Genomic DNA, 24123 nt, shown 5'->3' on the forward strand with positions numbered 1-24123 from the left:
TTGCCGTTCCGCGTCCGGTCCAGCGGGACAGCCCCGCTGATGCTTTCGACTATATCTCGTGGTTTGCGTCTGACAAGTCGCAAACGGGTACAAGATGTCGCAGAATGCGTAAGCTGATTACGTAACAGGCATGTGACGGAAACGGTTAATCCGGCCGGGGCCTTCCTGCGGGTCGCGCATGCGCCCGCAGGGGATGGGATCAAAGACCCAGTTTGTCGCGCATAAAGGCCAGCGCCACGCTCAGCCCGTCGGGGGCGATTCCGTGGCCTGTGCCCTTCATGATATGGGCGAAAACGTCCGTCCATCCGGCTTCTTGCAAGGTTTCGGCGGCCTGCGGCAGGGATTGCGGCGGGACAACATCATCGGCGTCGCCGTGCACCAGCAAGACCGGAGGGCGCACGACCGCTTCGTCTTTCAGGCTCTCGGGCGACAGCAAGCGGCCCGAAAACGCGACAACACCGGCCACGGCGTCTTCGCGGCGCGGCGCGACATGCAGCGCCATCATCGTACCTTGGGAAAAGCCAAACAGCACGACCTGTTCGGGCAGCAGATCTTCGTCCACCATCAGCGCATCGAGAAAGGCGTTCAGGTCGTCGACCGCCTGCATCATCCCGCGTTCGGCTTCTTCCTCCGAGGAGTTATCGATCCAGGGGATCGGGAACCACTGGAATCCCATGGGCGCACCGGCACAGGCTTCGGGCGCATCGGGGGCCACGAACAGCGTGTCGGGCAGATGTTCCCCCAACGGGTCGGCAAGCCCCAGCAGATCGGCACCATTCGCGCCATAGCCATGCAGGAACACGACGGCAGACCGCGTTTCCCCCGAGACCGGTTCGCGGCGCTCTGCGTTTAGTACTCGTGTCATGAAATCCCTTCCCGTTGTTTTGCCACGCGGTAGTACGAAAACAGGATGCGGGCTGCAACCGATCGCCACGGCGACCAGTCCTGCGCCATGTCCGCAAGCTGCTTCGGCTTTGGTCGCTGGGGCAGATCAAACAGGATTTTCGCGGCCTCTTGCAAGGCCAGATCGCCCTGCGGCAGGATATCGGCGCGGCCCAGCGAAAACATCGCATAGATCTGCGCCGTCCACAGCCCGACACCGGGCACCGCGGTCAGCGTGTCAATCACCACCGCATCCGGTGCGTCCCGCAAGGCGGTATAGTCGATCCCGGCCTCGGCCAACGCCAACGCATAGCGGATTTTCTGGCGGCTCAGCCCCGCCGCGCGCAGGCCATCCTCGCCCGCGGTGAGTATCGCCGTCTCATGGGTCAGTCCCGCCGCATCCATCTTGGCACGCATGGCATTTGCCGACGCGACAGAGACTTGCTGGCTGATGATCGCCCCGATCAGCGCGTCAAACCCGTCCGCACGCAACCGCAGAGGCAAAGGGCCAGTAGCGGCCAAGGCGGTAGCAAACTGCGGCACATGCGCAGCGAGCCAATCAGCCCCTTCGGCGACATCCGCGTCGCCAGTGATAATCCGTCCGATGCTCATCCGGTTTTGCCCCCCGTTGTCAGCGTCTCGACCCAGCGGATCGCCGCATCCGGCGCGGCGAGAACCTGCGCGCCGACGGGGGCCGCCGGACGGTCAATGGCAATCACCCGCAGACTCATTGCGCACGCTGCGTCCAGTTTGGGGCGGCTTGGCACGCCACCGACGTTGCGCAGAACCAGCGTATCGATCTGCAAGGCGCGAAACAACGCCTCCTCCGCCACCCGAGTGAAGGGCGGCTGGCCATAGACGGCTTCGGCAAAGGGGGGCAGCTTGGTTCGGGCCTGCGCGTTGGTCTGCCGCAGATAAAGCCGCGCGCCTGCGAAAGGGGCGTAATCCGCCACCGTTCCGCGCCCCGTCGCGGCAAAGACCCGTGCTTGGGGTCGGATCATCCGTGCCGCCGCCGCGACCGACGCGGCCCGTTCAACCGGTGCCGAGATGTCCCACATGGGCCGCAGGACACGCAGATAAGGCAGCCCCAACCGCGCGGTGGCGTCATAAGCGATCTGCGAAATATCCGCGTCAAACCCGTGCCCTGCGTCCAGCACCGCGGTAAACCCATGGGCGCGCAGGTAAGCTGCCATCTCATCCATGTTGCGCGGCGACCAGATCTCGGATGGTACGGCCAGCGGGCCAAAGCTGCGCTCCGCCCGCCTTAACACCGCCCGTGCACAGACGTCAGAGGCCGACATCGCAGCGGCGATCTCATGCGCTTCGGCGCTGCCAGCGATCAGCAGAATATGGGGGGCCTGGTTCATGGCGCGACCATCGTTGACCCCGCCGCGGGACGCAAGGCCCTTGCAGCCCCCCAAAGCCCGGTCTACGCATTCACCATGACAGTGATTGATGACACCCGCGCCAAGCGCAACGTCGCCGTGCTGGTGACCGCGCAGGCCTTTCTTGGCAGCCAGATGCCGATGTATTTTGTAGTCGGCGGATTGGCGGGGCAACAGCTATCGCCCAACGTCTGCCTCGCGACATTGCCGATCTCTATGATCGTCTTCGGGTCGATGACCACGGCCCCGTGGCTGTCGACGGTGATGCAACGCTTTGGCCGTCGCGCGGGCTTTGTGGCGGGCGCATTTGGCGGGATGACGGGGGCCGTGCTTTGTGCCTATGCCTTGACGATCCAGAGTTTCATGACCTTCCTGCTGGGCAGCTATCTGATCGGCATCTACATGTGCTCGCAAGGGTTTTTCCGCTTTGCAGCGACGGACACCGCATCTGACGCGTTCCGGCCCAAGGCGATTTCCTATGTCATGGCGGGCGGGCTGATTTCGGCCATCATCGGGCCGCAGCTGGTAGGGTTTCTGACCGGTGCCAACGGCGATGCGACGATGATGCGGTTTTTCCCGGTCTACCTCGCCGCGATTGCGCTGAACGCTGTGGGCATGGTGCTTTTCGCCTTCCTCAACATCCCCAAGCCGCCCGTGCCGGCCGTAGATGCCCCCAAGGGCCGCACCCGGATGGAGCTTTTGAAGACCCCGCGCATCGCCGTCGCTGTGATCTGCGGCATGGTATCCTATGCGCTGATGAACCTTGTCATGACCTCGACGCCGCTTGCGGTTGTGGGCTGCGGCTATGACATCGTGGATGCGTCCCATGTGGTCACAGGCCATGTTCTGGCGATGTATGCGCCGTCGTTTTTCACCGGCCACCTGATCGCGAAATTCAGGGTCGAAAAGATCCTCGGCCTTGGCATCGCGATCCTTGCGGGGGCCGGTGTGGTCGCGCTGCAGGGGGTGGAGCTGAACAACTTCTACATCGCGCTGATCCTGCTGGGGATCGGCTGGAACTTCGGCTTTATCGGCGCGACATCCATGCTGGCCGGGGCCCATGAACCGCACGAGCGTGGCCGCATGCAAGGTCTGAACGATCTTCTGGTATTTGGCGGGGTGACCTTTGCGTCGCTGTCAAGCGGCGGTCTGATGAACTGCTCGGGCGGCAACCCCGTCGAAGGCTGGGCCGCCGTCAATATCGCGATGATCCCGTTTCTGGTGCTGGCAGGCGGGTCGCTGATCTGGCTGATGCTGCGGCAACGCAGCGCGCGGGTCTAGCGCTACCAACGCCCCGACAAAGCCCGCCACGACAGGGCGAAATCATTCATCGGCGGCAGTTCTGCGGCGCTGACACGCCCGGGGGCGGCGATGGCCGCGCTCAGCACCTTGTCTGCCGCGCCGACGCTATACATCGCCGGTCGCGCCGCTTTCGAGATCTTGCCACGGTTGGCCCGCGCCTGTCGCAACCGCGCCCGCGCCTTTTGGGCCAGCGCCACAACGCCAGCGTCGGTGCCATCCAACAACGGGACACGCCCCTGCTCTACCAGCTGAGGGATCGCGTGCAGCCAAGCCGCCACCCCCGCCCCATAGGCCGCATCGCGCACCGTGGTCTCCTCCGCCGGTCCCAAAGACCGCGCCGCCACCCACATCAGATGGCCCGCGGTCTGGTCGATATAGGCGTCGAAATGGGCGGCATCTTCAAAGGCGTCGCGGTAGATATCCCACCGCCGCGCGGCGGCCAGCGTGTCCAGCAACACCGCGTCTTCGGGCGAGATGGCCAGTGCAAGGGGTGTCGCAACCTCGTGCCGCCGCACAACCCCACGGTTCGCGATCTCGTCACAGACATCGCGCCACCACTGCAAACGCATCTCGGCGATCATGGTTTCCTGCGTCACCCAGGGCGCGCGCGCCACCTCGATATTAAAGGCATAAAGCGGGAACAACACACGGCGTGCGGCCACAGGGGCCGCCATGCTGGCGCGAAAGCGCAGCGGATCGGCACGCTCGATAATAGCCGCGCAGGCGCTTAGATCGGCATCAAATTCCATGGGTCCTATCCCTTGCGGTCGCGGATCAGCTTCCAGCGGATCGCGTCCAACAGCGCTTCGAAAGACGCATCGACGATGTTGGCCGACACACCCACAGTAGACCAGCGCCGCCCCTGCCCGTCTTCGCTGTCGATGATCACCCGCGTCACCGCCTCCGTGCCACCTTGCGTGATCCGCACCTTGAAATCCACCAGATGCATATCCTCCAGCAGCGCCGAGTACTGCCCCAGATCCTTGACCAGCGCCTTGCTGAGCGCGTTCACCGGCCCGCGGTCGCAGCCTTCGGCATCCATGCTCTCGCTCACCGACAGACGTTTCTCGCCATCAACTTTCACGACGACAACCGCTTCTGACAGGCTGACCATCTGGTCGTATTTGTTTTTGCGCCGCTCGACGGTCACACGATAGCGTTTTACCTCGAAGAGGTCCGGCATCTGCCCCAGAGCTTTACGCGCCAGCAGCTCAAAGCTGGCCTGAGCGGTGTCATAGCTATAGCCTTCGGCCTCGCGCGCCTTCACCTCGTCAAGGATCTGCCCCAAGGCCGGATCCCCCTTGGCGATGGTCAAGCCCGCACTTTCAAGGCGCCGGCGCAGGTTTGACTGGCCCGCCTGGTTCGACATGGGGATGATACGCGTGTTGCCGACCAGCGCGGGGTCGATATGTTCATAGGTGGACGGGTCTTTCAGGATCGCGCTGGCATGCAGCCCCGCCTTATGCGCAAAGGCCGACGACCCGACAAAGGCCGCCTGTTTGGTCGGCACGCGGTTCAAGATCTCGTCCAGCGCACGGCTGATCTGGGTGAGGTTCGCCAGACCATCTATCGGTATTCCCGTGTCGAACCGGCTGGCATAGGGCTCTTTCAGCAGCAAAATCGGGATCAGCGTGGTCAGGTTGGCATTACCGCAGCGTTCGCCTAGGCCGTTCAACGTGCCCTGTATCTGCCGCGCGCCCGCATCAATGGCGGCCAGCGAACAGGCGACCGCGTTTTCGGTGTCGTTATGGGTATGGATGCCCAGATGATCGCCGGGGATGCCTGCGGCGATGACCTCGGCTGTGATGCGCCCGACCTCGGCGGGCATGGTGCCGCCATTGGTATCACAAAGCACGATCCACCGCGCGCCAGCCTCATAGGCCGCCTTGATCGCGGTCAGCGCATAATCGGGGTTGGCGCGGTAGCCATCAAAGAAATGCTCCGCATCGAACAGCGCCTCGCGGCCCTGCGCCACCAGATGCGCGATGGATTTCACGATATTATCCGTGTTCTCGTCCAGCGTAATCCCGAGCGCTGCCGAGACGTGAAAATCATGGGTTTTACCCACCAAGCAGACCGTCCGCGTGCCCGCATTCATCACCGCCGCCAGCACATCATCGTTCTGCGCCGACATGCCGTTGCGCTTGGTCATGCCAAAGGCCGTCATCTTCGCCCGTGTGGTCGGCGCTGCGTCGAAAAAGGCACTGTCCGTCGGGTTCGCGCCGGGCCAGCCGCCCTCGATGTAATCCACCCCCAGCGTATCGAGCGCGCTGGCAATCGTGATCTTTTCGGCGGTCGAGAATTGCACCCCTTGGGTCTGCTGCCCGTCGCGCAAAGTCGTGTCATACAGATAAAGGCGTTCGCGGGTCATCGCAGCGATCCCTCCTTCATTTTGCCAGATAAACTCCGGGGAGCGTGAGGGGCTGGCCCCTCACTCCCGCACGTCGCACAAGCACCAGCGCTGGACCCGGCGCAGATCACTTCAACACATCCAGCTTGGTAGGGTCGAAGGTGGGACCCGCTATAACTTCGGTTCCCAGCTTGCTTATCCTCACCTCGCACCCCGCTGCCAGCAATGCAGACTTGAGGGCGTCGACATTAGAAAAATCCTTGGTCTTCATAGCCATCTGCCGCAGCTCGTCCAAGCGATTGGCCAGCTCGGTCTCGACCTCAGAGCCACCGCTCCCGAAACTTGTCGTGTAGGCGGCACGTGCTTTCGCATCATCCTCCCGCGATTTGTCGCTGAGAAACCCTAGCCATCGCGCATGATCGAGCAGTTTTTGCGGCTGCGCGGTCAGAGCGTTCAAATAGGTCAGCGCGAGATGCGTATTCAGGTCGTCGGCAAGCGCGTCGATCAGTTTCTGATCGGGCTTAAAGGCGGCAGGGTCGCAAGGCTCTAAGTCTCGCGTCAGGTCCATCCACTTCGTTAACGTCTTCGTCGCTTCGTCCCGCTTTTTCTCGGTCCAGTCCATCGGCTTGCGGTAATGCGTGCTGAGCATGACAAAACGGATCACCTCTCCGGGCACGCCTTGATCCAGCAGATCGCGTACGGTGAAGAAGTTACCAAGCGATTTGGACATTTTCTTGCCCTCGACCTGCAACATCTCGTTGTGCAGCCAGTAGCGCGCCATCTCGTCGGTGCCATTGGCGCAGCAGCTTTGGGCGATCTCGTCCTCGTGGTGGGGGAATTGCAGGTCCAGACCGCCGCCGTGGATGTCAAAGACGTGCGGTGCGCTCTTCGCCTCATCCGATAGACGGTCCTGACGCAGGGGCTCTTTCCACAGCAGCTCGTCCGCCATGGCGGAACATTCGATGTGCCAGCCAGGGCGGCCACGGCCCCAGGGGCTGTCCCAGCCCGGCGTCGCGTCGTCCGACGGCTTCCACAGTACGAAATCCATGGGGTTACGCTTGTAGGGCGCAACCTCGACCCGCGCGCCGGCAATCATATCGTCGATCGACCGGCCCGATAGCGCGCCATAGGCTTTGTAGCTTTCGACAGAGAACAGCACATGCCCCTCGGCGGCATAGGCGTGGCCCTTTGCAATCAGGTCTTCGATCATCGCGACCATCTGCGGAATATAAGCGGTGGCGCGTGGCATGTGGTCGGGCTCAAGCGCGCCGACGGCGGCCATATCGTCCAGAAACCACTGGGTTGTCTCGGCGGTGATCTCTCCGATCGACCGTCCGCTTTGTGCTGCGCGCGCGTTGATCTTGTCATCCACATCCGTGAAGTTGCGCACATAGGTCACATGGGCGTCGCCATAGACATGACGCAGCAACCGGTTGAGCACGTCAAACACGATCACGGGGCGCGCATTGCCCAGATGGGCGCGGTCGTACACCGTGGGCCCACAGACATACATCCGCACGTTCTTATCATCAATCGGGGTGAAATCCTCGCGTTTGCGGGTTTTCGTGTTGTGCAGCTTGATCGTGGTCATGGCGCGTCCTTACGCAAGGATTGCGCGGGCATGGCACAGAAATCTCGGGAAGAAAACGATGTGAGCAAGCCCGCCGGAAGGTCTTAGCAGGTAATACAGCAAATAATGAGTGGCATCATCTTCATGCCGTCTGCGTAGCCCGACCCGCCACTGGCGGTCAAGCCTGATTGACAAATCAACCATGCTCTGCGCCCCTGCGTCTTCAAGTTACGAGGGAGAGACGGCATGCAACTATCATCGCGCATCACAGGGCTGCTTGGCGGCGGATCAGACGGCTGGGGCGTTTTCCTGCGTGCCCGCCAGATGATTGAACAGGGTACGCAGGTGACAGAGCTGACGATTGGCGAACATGACATCCGCACCGCCGCACCGATCCTGCAAGATATGCACCGCGCCGCTTTGGCCGGTCACACCGGATATGCAGCCATCCCCGGCACCACGGGTCTGCGCGATGCCGTGGCCGCGCGGTTGCAGGAACGTACCGGCGTGCCGACGACGCGCGACAATGTGCTGATCACGCCGGGTGGTCAAAGCGCGCTGTTTGCCGCGCATATGGCCACCTGCAACCCCGGCGATACAGCGCTGTATATCGATCCCTATTACGCCACCTACCCCGGTACGATCCGCGGTGTCAGCGCCCTGCCCCATGCGATCGCAGCCCGTGCGGAAGATGCGTTCCAGCCCCGTGCGGACGTGATTGCCGCCGCTGCGAAACAGACCAACGCGGCGTCGCTGTTGGTGAATTCGCCCAACAACCCCACCGGCGTTGTCTATTCCCGCAAGACGCTTGAAGGCATCGCGCAGGTCTGTCGCGATCACGACATGTGGCTGATCTCGGACGAGGTTTACGACACGCAGGTCTGGGAGGGCGCGCATCTCTCGCCACGCGCATTGGACGGGATGGCGGAGCATACTCTGGTCGTCGGGTCGATGTCGAAAAGCCACGCGATGACCGGCTCGCGCTGCGGCTGGATCGTCGGGCCCGTGGATGCGATCGAGCATCTGACCAATCTGGCGACCCACACGACCTATGGCGTGCCCGGATATATTCAGGACGCGGCGTTGTTCGCGCTGAACCAAGGTACCGGTTTCGAGACAGAGATCGCCGCGCCGTTCCAGCGCCGCCGTCTGCTGGCGCAGGATATTCTTGCGCGACAGAACGCCGTCAGCCTCGTACCCGCCCAAGGCGCGATGTATCTGATGCTGGATGTGCGCAGCACCGGCATGAGCGGCGAGGATTTCGCCTATGCGCTGCTGGAAAAACACCACATCGCGGTGATGCCCGGCGAAAGCTTCGGGACGGCAGCGGCAGGCCATATCCGCGTCGCGATGACCATCGAGGACACGCGCTTTGCCCAAGCGCTGGCGACAGTATGCGACTTCGCGGAGGGCCTCGCCGCCTGACGAAAGCGTCGCGCGGCCGCAGTTTCCAACATACGAAAAAGGCCGGAGGATCATCCTCCGGCCTTTTTGACTGGCACATTATTATTTCCTGCCGAGGGCACCGTTATGCGACGCCCTCGGCAGATACACCGCCAGTTGTCAGCGTGTCAGCTTAGAAGCGGTAGGAACCACGGATGTTGAATGTGGTTACATCCGCGTCGTCACCGGAAACACCGTTTACGTCGTCAAACTTGTGCTCAAGCAGTTCTGCGCCAACGCTGTATTGCTCGGTGATTTTGTAATCCATGCCGATACCATAGAAGGCACCGTCTTCGTCACCCAAGGATGTGTCGGCACGAGCGTAACCGCCGGTTGCGTAGATCAGAGTGCTACCCAGGTCGTAGCCACCTTTGATTTTCGCACGAGCAACGGAGTCGATGGAACCCTGTGTTACGCCTGCAGCGTCGTCCAGATCGATGTCTGTTTTGTCGTAGTCAAGCTCACCGCCCAAAACGAAGCGACCGAAGTCGTAGTTGTAACCAGCGTGGAAACCGTAGGACCCGTTGTCGCCTTCCAGACCGTTGTCGACCTCAGCGTCGGAATAGCCCAGTTGCAGACCGGTGTAGAAGCCTGTCCAGTCGCCACCCAGATCGGGTGCAGGAACGGGTGCGGTCATTACGGGCTCAACCACTGGCTCTGCCAGGCTACCGGCGTATGTTGCGCCAGCGAATGCTGTGGATGCCAGAACGGCTGCGGATGCAAGTTTCATAGTGCGTTTCATAATCGTAACTCCTCGATCAGTTTGTACCGGAGCGGGTGCTTCCCGCTTCATCGACACAACACGGCAGCTAAGATCTGGTTTCGGGATTTCCCAATCACGGGTTGGTGATCGGAAAATTGTTGCTCAAATGCACGGCGTCTCGGCGGCCCGTCGCCGCTATTAACCCTTTTTACCAAGGCCAAAACGCGGTTCCGCGGAGATGCGCCAAAATCACCCGAAATTAAATTTTCAAGAAGATGGAACAATCTGCGCGTAGGCTGCAGCGGAAATCCCGCGAAAATGCTGCGAAAAGTGGCGTTTACCCCCCTATGTGCTAGGTAGCGATGCGGCGCGGATGACAGCATGTCCGGCATAATCGAGGCGAAACGAGTATGATCGAATTCTTCATCACCCATATAGAGGTCGTTGGCGTCATCCTTTTGACCCTCGGCGTGGCCTTCATCCTGCTTCAGCAGCGCCGCAGCCCACAATCAACTGCCGCCTGGATCCTGTTTCTGGTGGTGATGCCCTATGTCGCCGCGCCCTTGTTCTTGGCGCTTGGCTTTCGCAAACAGGGCAAACGCTACGAGCCTATTATCTTTACCCAAAAAGAAGACCCGCAAACGCCCGTGCATGCGCTGGACGAGATGTTCCAGAGCTTCAACCTGCCCCCCGCGCTGGAAGCACAGCGACTGAACCTGCATGATACACCGCAAACCGCCTATGCCGCCGCGATGGAGGTGATCGAGAGCGCGACACAGACGATTGATGTGCTGTTCTATATCGTCTCGGACGATGACACCGGCAATCACGTGGTCGACGCCCTGACCGAAAAAGCCCGCAACGGCGTCAAGGTGCGCCTGCTGATGGACCGGCTTGGCACCCTGCGCGGCCCCTCCAAGGCGGTCAAGGCGCTGCGCAAGGCCGGCGGCGAAGTGCTGTTCTTTTCGCCGATCCTGCAACTGCCCAGCAGTGGCCACCTAAACCTGCGCAATCATCGCAAGATGATCATCGCCGATCATGCCCGTGTTTTTTCAGGCGGGATGAACATTGGCGAACACTATATGTCAGACCACCCGCACACCGATCATTGGGTCGATCTGGCCTTCACCCTTGAAGGGCAATCGGTACAGACATTCTGCGATGTCTTCCGCTCGGACTGGGAAGTCGCCTGCGGTGAAGACGTGGATCATATTAAAACGCCTGCCCCTACCACCGCGGGCAATGCGACGGTGCAGCTGATCCCCTCGGGCCCTGATATTATCGAAGACCCGCTGCACGACGGGATCATTCGCGCGCTGCATCTGGCGAAAACCCGTATCTGGATCGCCACCCCCTATTTCGTCCCGACCGAGCCGCTGGCCAATGCGCTGCGCATCGCGGCGCTGCGCGGCGTGGATGTGCGTATTCTGGTGCCGCAGAAGTCGAACCAGCATATCGCGGACTTCGCCCGTGGCGGCTATCTGCGCGATGCGCATACCGCGGGGGCCAAGGTCAAATATTTTGAACCTGCGATGATCCACGCGAAAGCCGCGCTGATTGACGATGTGGGGCTTGTGGGCACGGCGAATTTCGACGTGCGCAGTATGCTTTTGAACTTTGAGGCGATGTTGTTCGTTTATGATGCACGCAGCGTGTCAACCCTGTCGGACTGGTTCACGGCCCGCGAAGCAGACTGCCACGAGAATATGCCAAGCCCGCATTTGCCCCGCCGTCTGGCCGAGGGCGTCTTTCGCATAGGAGCACCGATCTTGTGACCCAAGCCCCCCTTCGCATCGCCAGCTATAACATGCGCAAGGCCATGGGCACTGACCGCAAACGCGATCCCGCCCGCATCCTGCGTGTGATCCAGACGCTCGCGGCGGATATCGTTGTACTGCAAGAGGCCGACATGCGCCTTGGCCCCCGCCCCTCGGCGCTGCCCATGGATCAGGTGACGGCGCAGACCGGTTTGATCGCGGTGCCGGTCCCCAGTGAGGTCAGCATCGGCTGGCATGGCAACGCGGTCTTGCTGCGCCCCGAGGCAGAGCTGATCGAGGTCAAACACCTGAACCTGCCGGGGATGGAGCCGCGCGGTGCGATGGTGGTGGACTTCGACCTGCGCGATATCCCACTGCGCATCATTGCCACCCATCTGGGGCTGATGCGCCGGTCGCGGCGCGCTCAACTTTCCGCGCTCATTGCCCATCTGGATGCGCAGTCCAAACGGCCGACGTTGATCGCGGGCGATATGAATGAATGGTCGCTGAACGTCGGGCTTGGGCGTCTGGCGCATCACTTTGACATTTACGCACCGGGTAAAAGCTATCACGCGCGCCTGCCTTTGGCCGCACTGGATCGCATCGCGGTGGATGACGCGCTGCATGTGATGGGCGGTGGCGTTTGCGAGACTGACGATGCGCGCCGCGCCTCGGACCACCTGCCGATCTGGCTGGATTTCGCGCGTTCTACCGATCAGTAGAGCGCGCGAAATCAGCTAAATTATCAGATGAGACTGCCAACATAACCTACTGATAATTATAATACAAACGCCACACTTAAACCAATTTCTGAAGTGCCGTCAGAGCAATTTCCGCAGCCGCGCCTCCTCTGCGCGCGCCTGTTCGATCGCGGCGTGTTTCACCGGCCCATAGCCCCGAATATCCATCGGCAGTGCCAGCAGATTCTGCACCGTCTCGACCGTTGACTCGCCGGTCTTGGCGGGCAGCTCTGACAGCAAGGCTTCATACCAGCGGATCAGCGCCACCTCTTCGCGACGTTCCTGAGTGTAGGAAAACACATCCAGCGCCGTGCCCCGTAGGGGTCGCAGCTTTGACAGTGCGGTCAATACCGGCGTGAACCATGCACCGAACGCGCGCTTGACGGGCCGCCCCCGCGCGTCCTTGCGCAGGGACACGATCGGCGGAGCCATGTGGTAGTTGATCTTGAACCCCGGCTCGAACTCCTGCGCCAACATCTCGGCAAAGGCAGGATCGCGGTGCAGCCGCGCGACCTCGTATTCATCCTTGAACGCCATCAGTTTGAACAGGGCCTTGGCCGCGACCTCTGTCAGCGCGTCGGCATGGGCGGCGGGCACGGCGGCGTTGAACTGCGTAAGCCTGTCGCGGTAGCGCTGTGCGTAGCTGTCGTTTTGATAGGCCCGCAACCGGTCGGCGCGATCCGCGATCAACGCGGCGCGGTCCAAGTCTGGCTGTTTGCTCGACGGCAGGGCCAGCGCGTCAGGCGTTTCCGCCATCACGCGGCCCAGATCAAAGGCGCGATGATTCTTGTCGATAGCAACGCCATTCAACACGACCGCCTGCCGCAGCGCGCCGTGTGACACGGGCACCAACCCTTTCTGCCATGCGAAGCCCAGCATGATCATATTGGCGAAAACCGTATCGCCCAGAAACCGTTCTGCCATCGCATTGGCATCGAAACCGGCAAGGTTTTCACCCCCCACGGTATCGCGGATCACACTCTCGCGCTGGTCGGTGTGCAGCTGCGCGTCACGGTGCAATACCAGATCGCCCGTGGGCATTTCGGCGAGGTTCAGCACCACCTTGGTCGCGGGCCCGTAGTAGACCGACGCCTGCGCGGCAGAGGAAACGACGATATCGCAGCCAATCACCGCATCCGCCGCCCCGTGATCAATGCGCACCTGATGGATCGCATCAGGGCGCGCCCCGATCCGGATAAAGCTAAGCACCGTGCCGAACTTCTGCGCGAAACCGGTGAAATCCAGCACGCTGGCCCCCTTGCCCTCCAGATGCGCGGCCATGGTGATCAGCGCGCCAACCGTGATCACGCCGGTGCCGCCCACGCCTGTGACCAACAGATCAAAGGGCGCATCAAGGCTGGGCAGTTCGGGACGCGAGATACCCGCCAGCAGCGCGTCCACATCGACCTCTGCCCCGGTTTTCTTGCGCCGCACCGCCCCTTCAAGGGTGACGAAGCTGGGGCAGAACCCGTTCAGACACGAGAAATCCTTGTTGCAGCTCGACAGGTTGATCTTGCGCTTGCGGCCCAGATCCGTCTCCAGCGGTTCGATGCTCAGACAGTTGCTTTCAAGCGAGCAATCGCCGCAGCCCTCGCATACGGCGGGGTTGATGAAGGCAAAGCGTTTGGGGTCCTCCATCTGCCCGCGCTTGCGGCGGCGGCGTTTCTCGGTGGCGCAGGTCTGTTCGTAGATCAGCACCGACACGCCTTTGACCTCGCGCAGTTCGCGCTGCACGGTGTCCATCTCTTCACGCGGGTGAAAGCTGGTGCCTTGGGGGAAATCGCCGCGGTCGAATTTGTCGATCACATCCGACACCAAGGCGATGCGCTGGACCCCTTCGGCACGACAGGCCTGCGCGATTCCGGTCACGCTGATCGGCCCGTCCACCGGTTGCCCCCCGGTCATGGCCACCGCGTCGTTATAGAGGATTTTATAGGTGATATTCGTCCCTGCCGCGACAGCCTGCCGAATGGCGAGCGACCCTGAATGGTACCACGTGCCCTCGCCCAAGTTCTGGAACAGGTGTTTGCCGCCGTTGAACTTTGAGGCCACCACATGCGGCACACCCTCGCCGCCCATCTGCGCATAGCCACCGGTTTCGCGGTCCATCCACCCCGCCATGACGTGGCAACCGATGCCCGATGCGGCTTGCGACCCCTCGGGCAGCTTGGTCGAGGTGTTATGCGGGCAGCCCGAACAGAAATATGGCGTGCGCTTTGCCCCCGGCACATTCAGCAGGACAGGCGGCTTTTCCGTCAACGCGCGGGCCTTTTGCGGCAGGTTTTCATCGGGGAAGAACGCGTCCAACCGCTCGGCCACCACGGGCACCAGCGCCAGCGGGCTTAACTCACCGGTCCAGGGCAGCAGCGGATCACCTGCCGCGCGGTGTTTGCCGACCATGCGACCGGGCTTGTGCCCCGGCCAGTCGTAGAAATATTCCTTCAGCTGGCTTTCGATGATGCCGCGCTTTTCCTCGATCACCAGCACTTCTTCCGTGTCGGCAACAAAGGCCAGCGCATCACGCCGCGCCAAGGGCCAGACCATGCCGACTTTGTAGATATCGATGCCAAGACGGCGGCAGGCGGCTTCGTCCAGACCCAGCAGACGCAGCGCCTCCATCAGATCCAGATGGCCCTTGCCGGTGGTGACGATGCCAAAGGTGGCATTGTCCAGATTATAGATACGCCTGTCGATCGGGTTGGCCTCGACAAAGGCTTCGACGGCGCTGAGCTTATGCTGCAACCGGGTCTCGATCTCGGGGCTTGGCATGTCAGAGCGGCGCACATGCAGCCCGCCGGGCGGTGGCGTGATCTGGGGCAGCGTAAACGCGCGGTCTGGCTGCAACGCCACCGATTGCCCGCTTTCCACCGTCTCGGAAATCGCTTTGAACCCGACCCATGTGCCGGAAAAACGGCTTAGCGCGAGCCCGTAGGCCCCGAATTCAAGGAACTCTCCCACATTCGCGGGGTTCAGCGTCGGCATCATCCAGGTCATAAAGGCGACATCCGATTGATGCGGCATGGACGACGACACACAGCCGTGGTCATCCCCCGCCACAACCAGCACGCCCCCCTTGGGCGAAGAGCCATAGGCGTTGCCGTGGCGTAGCGCGTCCCCCGACCGGTCCACCCCCGGCCCCTTGCCGTACCACATGGAGAACACACCCTCGACCTCGCAATGGGGATCGAGCACAGCCTGCTGCGCCCCCAGAACCGCCGTGGCCCCCAGATCTTCGTTCACCGCGGGCATAAAGGTGATGTTGTTCTCCTTGGTCACATCCCGTGCGCGCCACAGCTCAAGATCGACCGCGCCCAATGGCGACCCGCGATACCCCGAGATAAACCCAGCGGTGTTCAGCCCCTGTTGCTTATCACGCCGCGCCTGATCCAACATGATCCGCACCAGCGCTTGGGTGCCGGTCAGAAACACCGTTCCTTCTGTGCGCGTGTAGCGGTCGGATAAGGCATAGGGGTAAAAATCGTGGGTTTCTTTGGTCATGATGGCAATCCTTGGCTGTCTTGACCATCAAACCACGTTTCCGTGAAATATCTGCCCCCTCTTGCGCCTGCACGCGGAATAAACGAATGTTTTATTCAGCATATAGGGGATTGATGAAATGTCTGACCAAATGCGCTTTGACGACCGCGACCGCAAGATACTGGAGCTGTTGCAGCGCGACTGCCGCATCTCCAACGCCGATCTGGCAGAACGGGCCGGCATGTCCGCCTCCGCCTGCTGGCGACGGGTGAAAGCTTTCGAGGACGCCGGCGTGATCGAACGCTACCGCGCGGATGTGTCCCCGACCAAAGCGGGCAACAGCTTTCAGGCGCTGGTGCAGGTGCAGCTTGCGCGTCACAATCAGGAAAAGCTGGCAGAGTTCATCAAAGCCATCGCACACCGCGCAGAGGTGCTGGAATGCTATGCCACCACCGGACAGGCCGACTACCAAATGCGCGTCCTCTGCCGCGACATCGCCGCCTATAACCGCTTTCTCGAAGACTTCCTGTTCCGCCTCCCCGCCGTCGAAAGCGCCCAAACCAACGTGGTCCTGCGCGAGATCAAACGGAATACGAGCATCCCGATGTAGCCCCCAAACGAAGAAAGGGTGCCCGATGGGGCACCCTGAGTTTCGCCTGACCTTGCTCATCGTTCACCGCTCGTTTGTTTTATGCCTGCGGCAAGGCCAGCGTCAGGGGCAAGCGCACCTGCCCCATGTAGAAAGCCCCGACCGCAAGGCCGGGGCGTTTGTCTTAGCTGCAGCCCGACGTTCCGCCGCAGGTGTTGCACTTCATGCAGGTGCCGTTGCGGACCAGCGTGTAGTTGCCGCATTCTCCGCAGGCTTCACCCTCGTAGCCCTGCATCTTTGCCTTGGTTCGGGCGTCCATGCTGACCGCGCCGCTGGACACCGCTGTGGTCGACCCCATGCTGGCCGCGACCGAGGCTTGGCCTGCCTGTGGCATCATACGGTCAAGCGTCTGCGTGTCGCCCTGCCCCTGCCCGCCTTGCAGCAGCACCAGATCCTGCGGCAGACGGTTGCGCAGATACCCGGTGGAGCTGATCTGCTTGAGCACCTCGAGCGAGCGGTTGGCGGCGGTTTCAGAGATCTCCGCCACATTGGCAACGCTTTCCTGATCGCCGCGGCCGAGGCTGTCAAAGCTGGCCCCTTCGGGTTGCACATGCGCCAGATCGGTACGGTCCAAATAGGACACGGCGAGCTCGCGGAACACATAGTCAAGGATCGAGGTCGCGTTCTTGATGCTGTCGTTGCCCTGCACCATGCCAGCGGGTTCGAACTTGGTGAAGGTGAAGGCGTCGACGAATTCCTCCAGCGGGACGCCGTATTGCAGGCCCACGGACACGGCGATGGCAAAGTTGTTCATCATCGCACGGAAGCCCGCGCCTTCCTTGTGCATGTCGATAAAGATCTCGCCCAAGGAGCCGTCTTCGTATTCACCGGTGCGCAAATAGACCTTGTGCCCGCCCACATTGGCCTTTTGGGTATACCCCTTGCGGCGCTGAGGCATCTTTTCGCGGTGCGATTTGATGATTTCTTTGACGATGACCTTCTCGACGATCTTTTCAGCCAGCACGGTGGCTTTCTCGTGGGTGGTGCCGCTTTCCAGCGTTTCGGCGGCCTCGTCATCATCCTCGACCAGCGCAGAAGCCAGAGGCTGCGACAGTTTTGATCCGTCGCGGTACAGCGCGTTGGCTTTGACGCCAAGCGACCACGACAGCTCGTATGCGTTCTGGCAATCCTCGATGGTGGCGTCATTCGGCATGTTGATCGTCTTCGAGATCGCGCCAGAGATGAAGCTTTGCGCCGCCGCCATCATGTAGATGTGGCTGTTGACGGACAGGTAGCGCTTGCCCTTCTTGCCGCAGGGGTTGGCGCAGTCGAAGATGCCGTAGTGTTCGGGCTTGAGGTGCGGCGCGCCTTCCAGCGTCATCGTACCGCAAACATGGTCGTTGGCCGCTTCGATGTCTTTCTTGGAAAAGCCCAGGGATTTCAGCAGGTCAAACGTCGGGTCGTTCAGCTTTTCGGCAGGGATGCCAAGGACTTGCGTGCAGAACTCCTCGCCCAATGTCCATTGATTGAAGACAAAGCGGATGTCGAAGGCCTGTGCCAGCGCCGCGTCGATCTTGGCCAGCTCGTTAGGGCCAAAACCGTGACCGACCAGCGTGGTGTGGTTGATCGCAGGCGCGTTCCCGATAGTGCCGTGACCGACGGCATAGCCGACGATCTCTTCGATCTGGGCCGAGCCGTAGCCAAGCTTTTCAAGCGCTGCGGGTACCGACTGGTTGATGATCTTGAAATAGCCACCGCCCGCGAGCTTCTTGAATTTCACCAGCGCAAAGTCAGGCTCGATCCCGGTGGTGTCGCAATCCATCACCAGACCGATGGTGCCCGTCGGCGCAATCACAGAGGTTTGCGCGTTACGGTACCCGTGCTTTTCGCCAAGCCGCAGGGCTTCGTCCCAGGTCGCGGTGGCGATGTCGATCAGGTTGGCTTGCGGGCAGTTTGCGTGATCCAGTGGAACGGGCTTGACCGACAGCGCCTCGTAGCCGTCGGTCTTGCCATGGGCCGCATTGCGGTGGTTGCGGATGACGCGCAGCATGTGGTCGGCGTTCTTGGCGTGACCGGGGAAGGCCCCCAGCTCGCCCGCCATCTCGGCGGAGGTGGCATAGGAAACGCCTGTCATGATCGCGGTCAGCGCCCCGCAAAGCGCACGGCCTTCGTCGCTGTCGTAGCTAAAGCCCATGTTCATCAGCAGACCGCCGATGTTGGCATAGCCCAGACCCAGCGTGCGGAAATCATAGGACCGCTGCGCGATTTCCTTGGACGGGAACTGCGCCATCATCACCGAGATTTCGAGCGTAACGGTCCACAGACGCGAGGCGTGCATATAGTCTTCGACCATGAACTCCCCGTCTTGCAGGAAGGTCAGCAGGTTCATCGACGCAAGGTTACAGGCCGTGTCGTCGAGGAACATGTATTCGGAACACGGGTTAGACCCGCGGATCGCGCCGTCTTCGGGGCATGTGTGCCAGTCGTTTACCGTGTCGTGATACTGGATACCGGGATCGGCGCAGGCCCATGCGGCGTGGCCGACTTGCTCCCACAGGTCACGGGCACGGATGGTTTTCGACACGCGTCCGGTGGTGCGGTCCAGCAGTTCCCAATCGGCGTCTTTTTCGACGGCGTGCAGGAAGGCGTTGGTCACCCGGATCGAGTTGTTGGAGTTCTGGCCCGAGACCGAGGAATAGGCTTCGGAATCCCAGTCTGTGTCATAGGTCGGGAATTCGATCGAGGTATGACCCTGCTTGGCATAATCCAGCACGCGCTTGACGTATGTCTCTGGGATCGCGCATTTTTTCGCGCTGCGGATCGCGGCCTTCAACTGGTCGTTCTTGGCGGGGTCATAGGCGTCGGCCTCTGCGCCGTCCCATGCTTTGATCGCGGCAAACAGCTTGTTCAGCTCGCGTTCATGCATCTTCGAGCCAGCGACGATGCTCGCCACCTTTTGCTCTTCGATGACCTTCCAGTTGATGAAATCCTCGATATCGGGGTGGTCCGCATCCACGATCACCATCTTGGCCGCGCGCCGTGTGGTGCCACCCGATTTGATCGCGCCCGCTGCACGGTCACCGATCTTGAGAAAGCCCATCAAGCCAGAGGATTTCCCCCCGCCCGACAGTTTCTCGCCCGCCGCCCGCAGGCTCGAGAAGTTGGTGCCGGTGCCGGAACCGTATTTGAACAGACGCGCCTCGCGGACCCACAGGTCCATAATGCCGCCGTCACCTACCAGATCGTCAGCGACGGACTGGATGAAGCAAGCGTGGGGCTGCGGATGCTCGTAAGAGGATGTCGACCGCGTCAGCTTACCGGATTTGTAATCGACATAGTAATGCCCCTGCGCGGGACCATCGATGCCGTAAGCCCAATGCAGACCGGTGTTGAACCATTGCGGGCTGTTGGGTGCGCCGCGCTGGCTGGCCAGGATGTGGCGCATCTCGTCATAATAGGCTTGGGCGTCTTCTTCGGTGGTGAAATAGCCACCTTTCCAACCCCAATAGGCCCAAGCGCCGGCCAGACGGTCGAACACTTGCTTCGACGACGTCTCGCCGCCCATGGTCGCATCATCGGTCGGCACCGAACGCCAGAGGAATTCTGGCACGCCCTTTTCCTTGACCTTCTTGGTCTCGGACGGGACGCCTGCCTTGCGGAAATATTTCTGGGCGATCACATCAGAGGCGACCTGGCTCCAGCTGGAGGGCACTTCGACGTTATCGAGGCGAAAGACCACCGACCCGTCAGGATTGCGGATTTCGGAGGCTGTGCTCACAAAGTCCAGTTCTGCGTAGGCATCCTGACCGGATCGCGTGAATTTTCTCTCGATTTTCATAAGTGCTGCCCCAAATTTTCAAACTCTCAACCAGCGGCATGATCGGGCCGCCAAACCTATCGCCGGTGTGCATCGTCCCCCGCACCCGCATCAGGTTGGTCTTGGATCAAGCCGTTTAACCGGCGCAAAAGTGCGAAACCCAATTTCACCCGATCAGCACGCCACCCCGATCAATCACCAGATGTAGTGGCCCGCCCGTCGATTTACACAAACTGGCGTATGCAGCCCTATTGGGTCAACGGCTTTATTATCGAAATAAGGGAAGTTGCATCTTGACCGGATCGGCATTTTTTGAAGCTTCGGTCGGCGCGGTGATTCAGCGAAATGATATGCACAGACAGCGGATCACGAGGGTGATTTCCCACACCGCGGATAAAGTTAATAAACGCTAAGGTTTAGCGCGGCTGGCTCATGTATCGCTTGAGTTATCCACAAAATCCCAAACAGCGGGCTGGGGATAAACATGGCGGAACTGTGGATGATAAAAATTTATGCAGCCACCAGATATAGGTTCGCAATCCCGGCTATCTCACCAGATTTAGAGCGTGCTTCTGTGGCAAAAAAGAACGACTGCACACAAATACAGCGTTCTGATCTGCATGAAGCAGATCAGGAACACTATATGTGGTGGTTCTTAAAGTGGTCGGGGCGAGAAGATTCGAACTTCCGACCCCCTGTACCCAAAACAGGTGCGCTACCAGGCTGCGCCACGCCCCGACTGCGGCCTACTTAGCCCCAAGCAATCGGATTGAAAAGCCCTAAGTTCACAGAAAATGATAGTTTCTGACGAACTAACAGGGCCATGCCGGATTGCGCCCTGCAAACGCGGGATGGCGCAGCTCTGTCCCCGGTGTGATGCCCATCCGCGCGCTTAACCCGCCGTTAATTTCCAACACCGCCAGCAGCGCATCACTGCCCCCCTCAAGCGGAGATTCGTCGAGCGGAATCGCATTATGGTGGATGTGCTGCACCACACCGTGGGAATCGATGAACAATAGGTCGAGGGGAATCAAAGTGTTGCGCATCCAAAAGCTAAGCGGCTGCGGTTCTTCATAGATAAAGAGCATACCCGCGCTGCCCGCCAGTGAGGTGCGATGCATCAGTCCTTGGGCACGTTCACCGGCATCATCGGCAATCTCGACGCTAAAGCGCGCCTGCCCCCAGTCGCCGCGCAACGCCACGCTGGTGTCGCTGCATTTGGCAGCGGCCGCCCCTGCCATCGCCAGAGAGGCTAAGGCCAAAAGACCCGCGCGGATCAGCTTTGCGCGGTGCCAGATGAATCGAGTCGTACCGTTTCCCATGCATGTACCTCTGCCGCCATCTGGCCGCGTTCCCCGTTAATGACCCGCAGCGCCAATGCCTCGCCCGGTTGCAAATCCGACAGGCCCGACTGGCGCAACACTTCTATATGTAGAAAGATGTCATCGCTTTTGCCAAACACATTCGCGAAACCAAAGCCTTTGGATTTATCGAACCATTTGACCCGCGCGGGTTCCAGCGGTGCGGCGGCCACCAGCGCGGGATCAATGCCCACAATATCCGACAACGCCATCGCCTGAGCGGCAGCGGGCGGGTGTACCGCATGGACCTGGGTCGCCTGCACCCCACGTTCGGTCTTTTGCACCGTCAGATCAATGCGCGCACCGTCCGCGACAGAGCTTTGACCGTAATTACGTAACACATTGACGTGCAACAGGATATCAGGCCCGCCAGCGTCTGAGACAACGAAACCGAACCCCTTTGCGGGGTCAAACCATTTCACCACGCCGGAAATGGCAGAGCTATTGCTGGATACTTCTGACACAAATGTCCTTTGGTCTTCTCTAGGTCAGGCAACAGCGTGCCCGCGTACAAAATATCAGCGGCAAAAGCCGCCTTATGGGTTCAATCTCGTTACGCTCCAATCACCGTTTTGTTCGGCACGTCGCCAGACAAAACGGTCATGCAATCTATACTCTCCGTCGGCCCAGAACTCGATTTCAACCGGGGTGATCCGGTAGCCCCCCCAAAACGGTGGACGGTCTGGGTTTGGCCCCTTTTTGGCGGTGACTTTTGCCACTTCGGCGACCAATGACGCACGGCTGGCTAAAGGGGACGATTGGTCAGAGGCCCAGGCCCCCAACCGGCTTTTGAGCGAACGCGACTTGTAATATGCGTCCGCCTGCGGGCCTTCTTCTTTGGAAACCACGCCGCGCACCCGTATCTGGCGGCGCAGGGATTTCCAATGCATCACGAAAGCGGCCTTGCCCGCGTGATCCAGCTCTTGCGCCTTGGCGCTGGTGTAGTTTGTGTAAAAGACGAATGCCGCGTCTTCGATTTCCTTTAGCAACACCATGCGCGCATTGGGCATACCGTCGGCATCCACGGTCGATAGCGCGATGGCATTTGGGTCGTTAACCTCTGTCTGCGTTGCCTCATCCAGCCAGCGGCGCGCAATCACAAAGGGATCGTCACCGGCAAAAATGCCTTTGCGCACTTCCATGATCATGATCCCCTTCCTTGCGCATCGACGCAAACTTGCGACAATGCCTTACATCAAATGACATACTAGAACAACTAAACACACTGTCGCGCCTAGAAACCGCCAGGGCGGTCTATCACGGCGTCCTCTCAAGTGCCGCGATCACCGTGCAGCCTTGATGCCAAACTATCAATAGCATAAACCGGATAAAAGTTCAGTGACATAGTCGAAGGAAGTACAATGGCAAATGACCTGATGGCAGGCAAACGTGGGCTTATCATGGGCCTCGCCAATGACAAGTCGATTGCCTGGGGCATCGCACGCACCCTCGCGGATGCCGGTGCAGAGCTGGCATTCTCGTATCAAGGCGACGCGCTGAAAAAGCGGGTCGATCCGCTGGCGGCGCAACTGGGTAGCGATCTGGTCCTGCCCTGCGATGTGGGGTCGGAAGAGTCGATTGACGCGCTGTTTACCGCTTTGGGCGAACGTTGGGACGGGATCGACTTTATCGTCCACGCGATCGGGTTCTCTGACAAGAACGAATTGCGCGGGCGCTATGTCGACACAAGCCGCGCCAATTTCGCGATGTCGATGGATATCTCTGTCTACTCCTTCACCGCTGTGATGCAGCGCGCGGAAAAGATGATGAAGTCCGGCGGCAGCGCGGTCACGCTCACCTATTACGGTGCCGAAAAAGTGATGCCGCATTATAATGTGATGGGCGTCGCCAAGGCCGCTCTGGAAGCATCGGTCAAATATCTAGCCGAGGATCTGGGCAAGGACGGCATCCGCGTTAACGCCATCAGCGCCGGCCCGATCAAGACATTGGCCGCATCCGGCATCGGCGACTTCCGCTATATCATGAAGTGGAACGAGTATAACTCGCCCCTGCGTCGCAACGTGACCATCGACGATGTGGGTAAATCCGCGCTGTTCCTGCTTAGCGATCTTGGCTCGGGCACGACGGGCGAGAATCTGCATGTGGATGCGGGTTACCACGTGGTGGGCATGAAAGCCGTCGACGCCCCAGACATGGCAAAGGAATAACGACATGAGCAAGGATGCCTCGCGCCTGCCCCATGAAAAAGGGTTTCACATCAGCTGGGACCAGATCCATCGTGACAGCCGTGCGCTGGCGTGGCGTCTGGACGGCATGGGCCCCGATGACGGCGGCTGGCGTGCTGTGGTTGCGATCACCCGTGGTGGTATGGCCCCCGCGATGATCGCCGCCCGCGAGCTGGATATCCGCACCGTCGACACGATTTCGATCAAGTCCTATGACCATCAGGATCAATCGGACGCGGTCGTGCTCAAGGCCCCCGATGCAGAGCTGATGGGTGACGGCACCGGTATCCTGATCATCGACGATCTGGTGGATTCCGGTAAGACCCTTGAAGTCGTGCGCCAGCTTTACCCCAATGCGCATCTGGCCACCGTCTATGCCAAGCCCAAGGGCCGCCCGCAGGTGGATACCTTCATTACCGAAGTCAGCCAGGATACGTGGATTTTCTTCCCCTGGGATATGGCGCTGCAATATGTAGAGCCCTACCGCGGAAAAGACTAAGCGGCACCCCCGCAGATACCTGCCTTCGGCGAGGATTTAGGACCATTTGGAAGCAGCGGCCC

The 24123-nt window shown here is 60.7% G+C and carries 19 protein-coding genes and 1 tRNA gene; 7 read left to right on the forward strand and 13 right to left on the reverse strand.

Annotated features, from left to right (window positions below):
* Positions 1-199: 199 nt before the first annotated feature.
* From EE36_RS15530 to EE36_RS15540, 3 genes are read right to left on the reverse strand one after another with little or no spacing between them, the layout of a single operon-like run.
* Positions 200-865, reverse strand: a complete 666-nt coding sequence (locus EE36_RS15530) for an alpha/beta hydrolase (RefSeq protein WP_005853810.1) — start codon at positions 863-865, stop codon at positions 200-202.
* On the reverse strand, positions 862-1494 hold the full coding sequence (locus EE36_RS15535; RefSeq protein ID WP_005853811.1) for a DNA-3-methyladenine glycosylase: 633 nt from the start codon (positions 1492-1494) through the stop codon (positions 862-864). Before EE36_RS15535 ends, EE36_RS15530 begins: the two co-directional genes overlap by 4 nt.
* Positions 1491-2249, reverse strand: a complete 759-nt coding sequence (locus EE36_RS15540) for a precorrin-6A/cobalt-precorrin-6A reductase (RefSeq protein WP_005853812.1) — start codon at positions 2247-2249, stop codon at positions 1491-1493. The genes EE36_RS15535 and EE36_RS15540 overlap by 4 nt, the downstream gene beginning before the upstream one ends.
* Positions 2250-2324: 75 nt before the next feature.
* On the opposite strand from EE36_RS15540, the gene EE36_RS15545 reads away from it, so the two are divergent.
* Positions 2325-3548, forward strand: coding sequence for an MFS transporter (locus EE36_RS15545; protein ID WP_005853813.1), 1224 nt, complete (start codon positions 2325-2327; stop codon positions 3546-3548).
* Positions 3549-3550: 2 nt separating this feature from the next.
* On the opposite strand, the gene EE36_RS15550 is transcribed toward EE36_RS15545, so the two are convergent.
* The 3 genes from EE36_RS15550 to cysS all read right to left on the reverse strand — a co-directional run bounded on the left by EE36_RS15550 (position 3551) and on the right by cysS (position 7510).
* Positions 3551-4318, reverse strand: a complete 768-nt coding sequence (locus EE36_RS15550; RefSeq protein WP_005853814.1) for a squalene/phytoene synthase family protein — start codon at positions 4316-4318, stop codon at positions 3551-3553.
* A gap of 5 nt (positions 4319-4323) precedes the next feature.
* Positions 4324-5940: a citramalate synthase gene (gene cimA, locus EE36_RS15555; protein WP_005853815.1), complete on the reverse strand. Its 1617-nt coding sequence runs from the start codon at positions 5938-5940 to the stop codon at positions 4324-4326.
* 106 nt (positions 5941-6046) lie between these two features.
* A complete protein-coding gene (gene cysS / locus EE36_RS15560; RefSeq protein ID WP_005853816.1) occupies positions 6047-7510 on the reverse strand; it encodes a cysteine--tRNA ligase in 1464 nt (487 codons plus the stop codon).
* Between the two features lie 225 nt (positions 7511-7735).
* Between cysS and EE36_RS15565 the strand changes: the two genes are divergently transcribed.
* Positions 7736-8914, forward strand: a complete 1179-nt coding sequence (locus tag EE36_RS15565) for a pyridoxal phosphate-dependent aminotransferase (protein ID WP_005853817.1) — start codon at positions 7736-7738, stop codon at positions 8912-8914.
* A 151-nt stretch (positions 8915-9065) separates the two neighbouring features.
* Here the strand turns inward: EE36_RS15565 and EE36_RS15570 are convergent, their stop codons facing one another.
* Positions 9066-9674, reverse strand: a complete 609-nt coding sequence (locus tag EE36_RS15570; protein WP_005853818.1) for an outer membrane protein — start codon at positions 9672-9674, stop codon at positions 9066-9068.
* A 371-nt stretch (positions 9675-10045) separates the two neighbouring features.
* Here EE36_RS15570 and EE36_RS15575 point away from each other — a divergent pair, with 371 nt between their 5' ends.
* Both EE36_RS15575 and EE36_RS15580 read left to right on the forward strand, forming a co-directional pair.
* On the forward strand, positions 10046-11410 hold the full coding sequence (locus tag EE36_RS15575) for a phosphatidylserine/phosphatidylglycerophosphate/cardiolipin synthase family protein (protein WP_005853819.1): 1365 nt from the start codon (positions 10046-10048) through the stop codon (positions 11408-11410).
* Positions 11407-12114 (forward strand): endonuclease/exonuclease/phosphatase family protein, encoded by a 708-nt coding sequence (locus EE36_RS15580; protein WP_005853820.1) that lies wholly within the window; start codon positions 11407-11409, stop codon positions 12112-12114. Before EE36_RS15575 ends, EE36_RS15580 begins: the two co-directional genes overlap by 4 nt.
* Before the next feature lie 99 nt (positions 12115-12213).
* On the opposite strand, the gene EE36_RS15585 is transcribed toward EE36_RS15580, so the two are convergent.
* Entirely contained in the window at positions 12214-15630 is a 3417-nt protein-coding gene (locus tag EE36_RS15585; RefSeq protein ID WP_005853821.1) for an indolepyruvate ferredoxin oxidoreductase family protein, read from the reverse strand.
* Positions 15631-15748: 118 nt separating this feature from the next.
* Between EE36_RS15585 and EE36_RS15590 the strand changes: the two genes are divergently transcribed.
* Positions 15749-16219, forward strand: coding sequence for an Lrp/AsnC family transcriptional regulator (locus EE36_RS15590; RefSeq protein ID WP_005853822.1), 471 nt, complete (start codon positions 15749-15751; stop codon positions 16217-16219).
* 163 nt (positions 16220-16382) lie between these two features.
* On the opposite strand, the gene EE36_RS15595 is transcribed toward EE36_RS15590, so the two are convergent.
* The 5 genes from EE36_RS15595 to pdxH form a co-directional block, all read right to left on the reverse strand.
* On the reverse strand, positions 16383-20036 hold the full coding sequence (locus EE36_RS15595; RefSeq protein ID WP_005853823.1) for a vitamin B12-dependent ribonucleotide reductase: 3654 nt from the start codon (positions 20034-20036) through the stop codon (positions 16383-16385).
* Positions 20037-20676: 640 nt separating this feature from the next.
* Positions 20677-20753 (reverse strand) — tRNA-Pro (locus EE36_RS15600).
* 74 nt (positions 20754-20827) lie between these two features.
* Complete coding sequence (locus EE36_RS15605; RefSeq protein ID WP_050752205.1) at positions 20828-21337, reverse strand: DUF192 domain-containing protein; 510 nt, start codon at positions 21335-21337, stop codon at positions 20828-20830.
* Entirely contained in the window at positions 21292-21840 is a 549-nt protein-coding gene (locus EE36_RS15610) for a cold-shock protein (RefSeq protein ID WP_174226609.1), read from the reverse strand. The genes EE36_RS15605 and EE36_RS15610 overlap by 46 nt, the downstream gene beginning before the upstream one ends.
* Positions 21841-21912: 72 nt before the next feature.
* Positions 21913-22518 carry a pyridoxamine 5'-phosphate oxidase gene (gene pdxH / locus EE36_RS15615; RefSeq protein ID WP_039912308.1) on the reverse strand — a complete coding sequence of 202 codons (606 nt, stop codon included), beginning with the start codon at positions 22516-22518 and terminating at the stop codon, positions 21913-21915.
* 219 nt (positions 22519-22737) lie between these two features.
* On the opposite strand from pdxH, the gene fabI reads away from it, so the two are divergent.
* Positions 22738-23544 carry an enoyl-ACP reductase FabI gene (gene fabI / locus EE36_RS15620; RefSeq protein WP_005853827.1) on the forward strand — a complete coding sequence of 269 codons (807 nt, stop codon included), beginning with the start codon at positions 22738-22740 and terminating at the stop codon, positions 23542-23544.
* A gap of 4 nt (positions 23545-23548) precedes the next feature.
* Entirely contained in the window at positions 23549-24061 is a 513-nt protein-coding gene (gene gpt / locus EE36_RS15625) for a xanthine phosphoribosyltransferase (RefSeq protein WP_005853828.1), read from the forward strand.
* Positions 24062-24123: the final 62 nt, after the last annotated feature.

It is taken from the genome of Sulfitobacter sp. EE-36 (genome assembly GCF_000152605.1).
Lineage (GTDB): Bacteria > Pseudomonadota > Alphaproteobacteria > Rhodobacterales > Rhodobacteraceae > Sulfitobacter > Sulfitobacter pontiacus.

Excerpts from the sequence above, each read along its gene's own strand:
- EE36_RS15530 (WP_005853810.1), bottom strand. The coding sequence starts at position 865 with ATGACACGAGTACTAAACGCAGAGCGCCGCGAACCGGTCTCGGGGGAA.
- EE36_RS15535 (WP_005853811.1), bottom strand. The coding sequence starts at position 1,494 with ATGAGCATCGGACGGATTATCACTGGCGACGCGGATGTCGCCGAAGGG.
- EE36_RS15540 (WP_005853812.1), bottom strand. The coding sequence starts at position 2,249 with ATGAACCAGGCCCCCCATATTCTGCTGATCGCTGGCAGCGCCGAAGCG.
- EE36_RS15545 (WP_005853813.1), top strand. The coding sequence starts at position 2,325 with ATGACAGTGATTGATGACACCCGCGCCAAGCGCAACGTCGCCGTGCTG.
- EE36_RS15550 (WP_005853814.1), bottom strand. The coding sequence starts at position 4,318 with ATGGAATTTGATGCCGATCTAAGCGCCTGCGCGGCTATTATCGAGCGT.
- cimA (WP_005853815.1), bottom strand. The coding sequence starts at position 5,940 with ATGACCCGCGAACGCCTTTATCTGTATGACACGACTTTGCGCGACGGG.
- cysS (WP_005853816.1), bottom strand. The coding sequence starts at position 7,510 with ATGACCACGATCAAGCTGCACAACACGAAAACCCGCAAACGCGAGGAT.
- EE36_RS15565 (WP_005853817.1), top strand. The coding sequence starts at position 7,736 with ATGCAACTATCATCGCGCATCACAGGGCTGCTTGGCGGCGGATCAGAC.
- EE36_RS15570 (WP_005853818.1), bottom strand. The coding sequence starts at position 9,674 with ATGAAACGCACTATGAAACTTGCATCCGCAGCCGTTCTGGCATCCACA.
- EE36_RS15575 (WP_005853819.1), top strand. The coding sequence starts at position 10,046 with ATGATCGAATTCTTCATCACCCATATAGAGGTCGTTGGCGTCATCCTT.
- EE36_RS15585 (WP_005853821.1), bottom strand. The coding sequence starts at position 15,630 with ATGACCAAAGAAACCCACGATTTTTACCCCTATGCCTTATCCGACCGC.
- EE36_RS15590 (WP_005853822.1), top strand. The coding sequence starts at position 15,749 with ATGTCTGACCAAATGCGCTTTGACGACCGCGACCGCAAGATACTGGAG.
- EE36_RS15595 (WP_005853823.1), bottom strand. The coding sequence starts at position 20,036 with ATGAAAATCGAGAGAAAATTCACGCGATCCGGTCAGGATGCCTACGCA.
- EE36_RS15605 (WP_050752205.1), bottom strand. The coding sequence starts at position 21,337 with ATGGGAAACGGTACGACTCGATTCATCTGGCACCGCGCAAAGCTGATC.
- pdxH (WP_039912308.1), bottom strand. The coding sequence starts at position 22,518 with ATGGAAGTGCGCAAAGGCATTTTTGCCGGTGACGATCCCTTTGTGATT.
- fabI (WP_005853827.1), top strand. The coding sequence starts at position 22,738 with ATGGCAAATGACCTGATGGCAGGCAAACGTGGGCTTATCATGGGCCTC.
- gpt (WP_005853828.1), top strand. The coding sequence starts at position 23,549 with ATGAGCAAGGATGCCTCGCGCCTGCCCCATGAAAAAGGGTTTCACATC.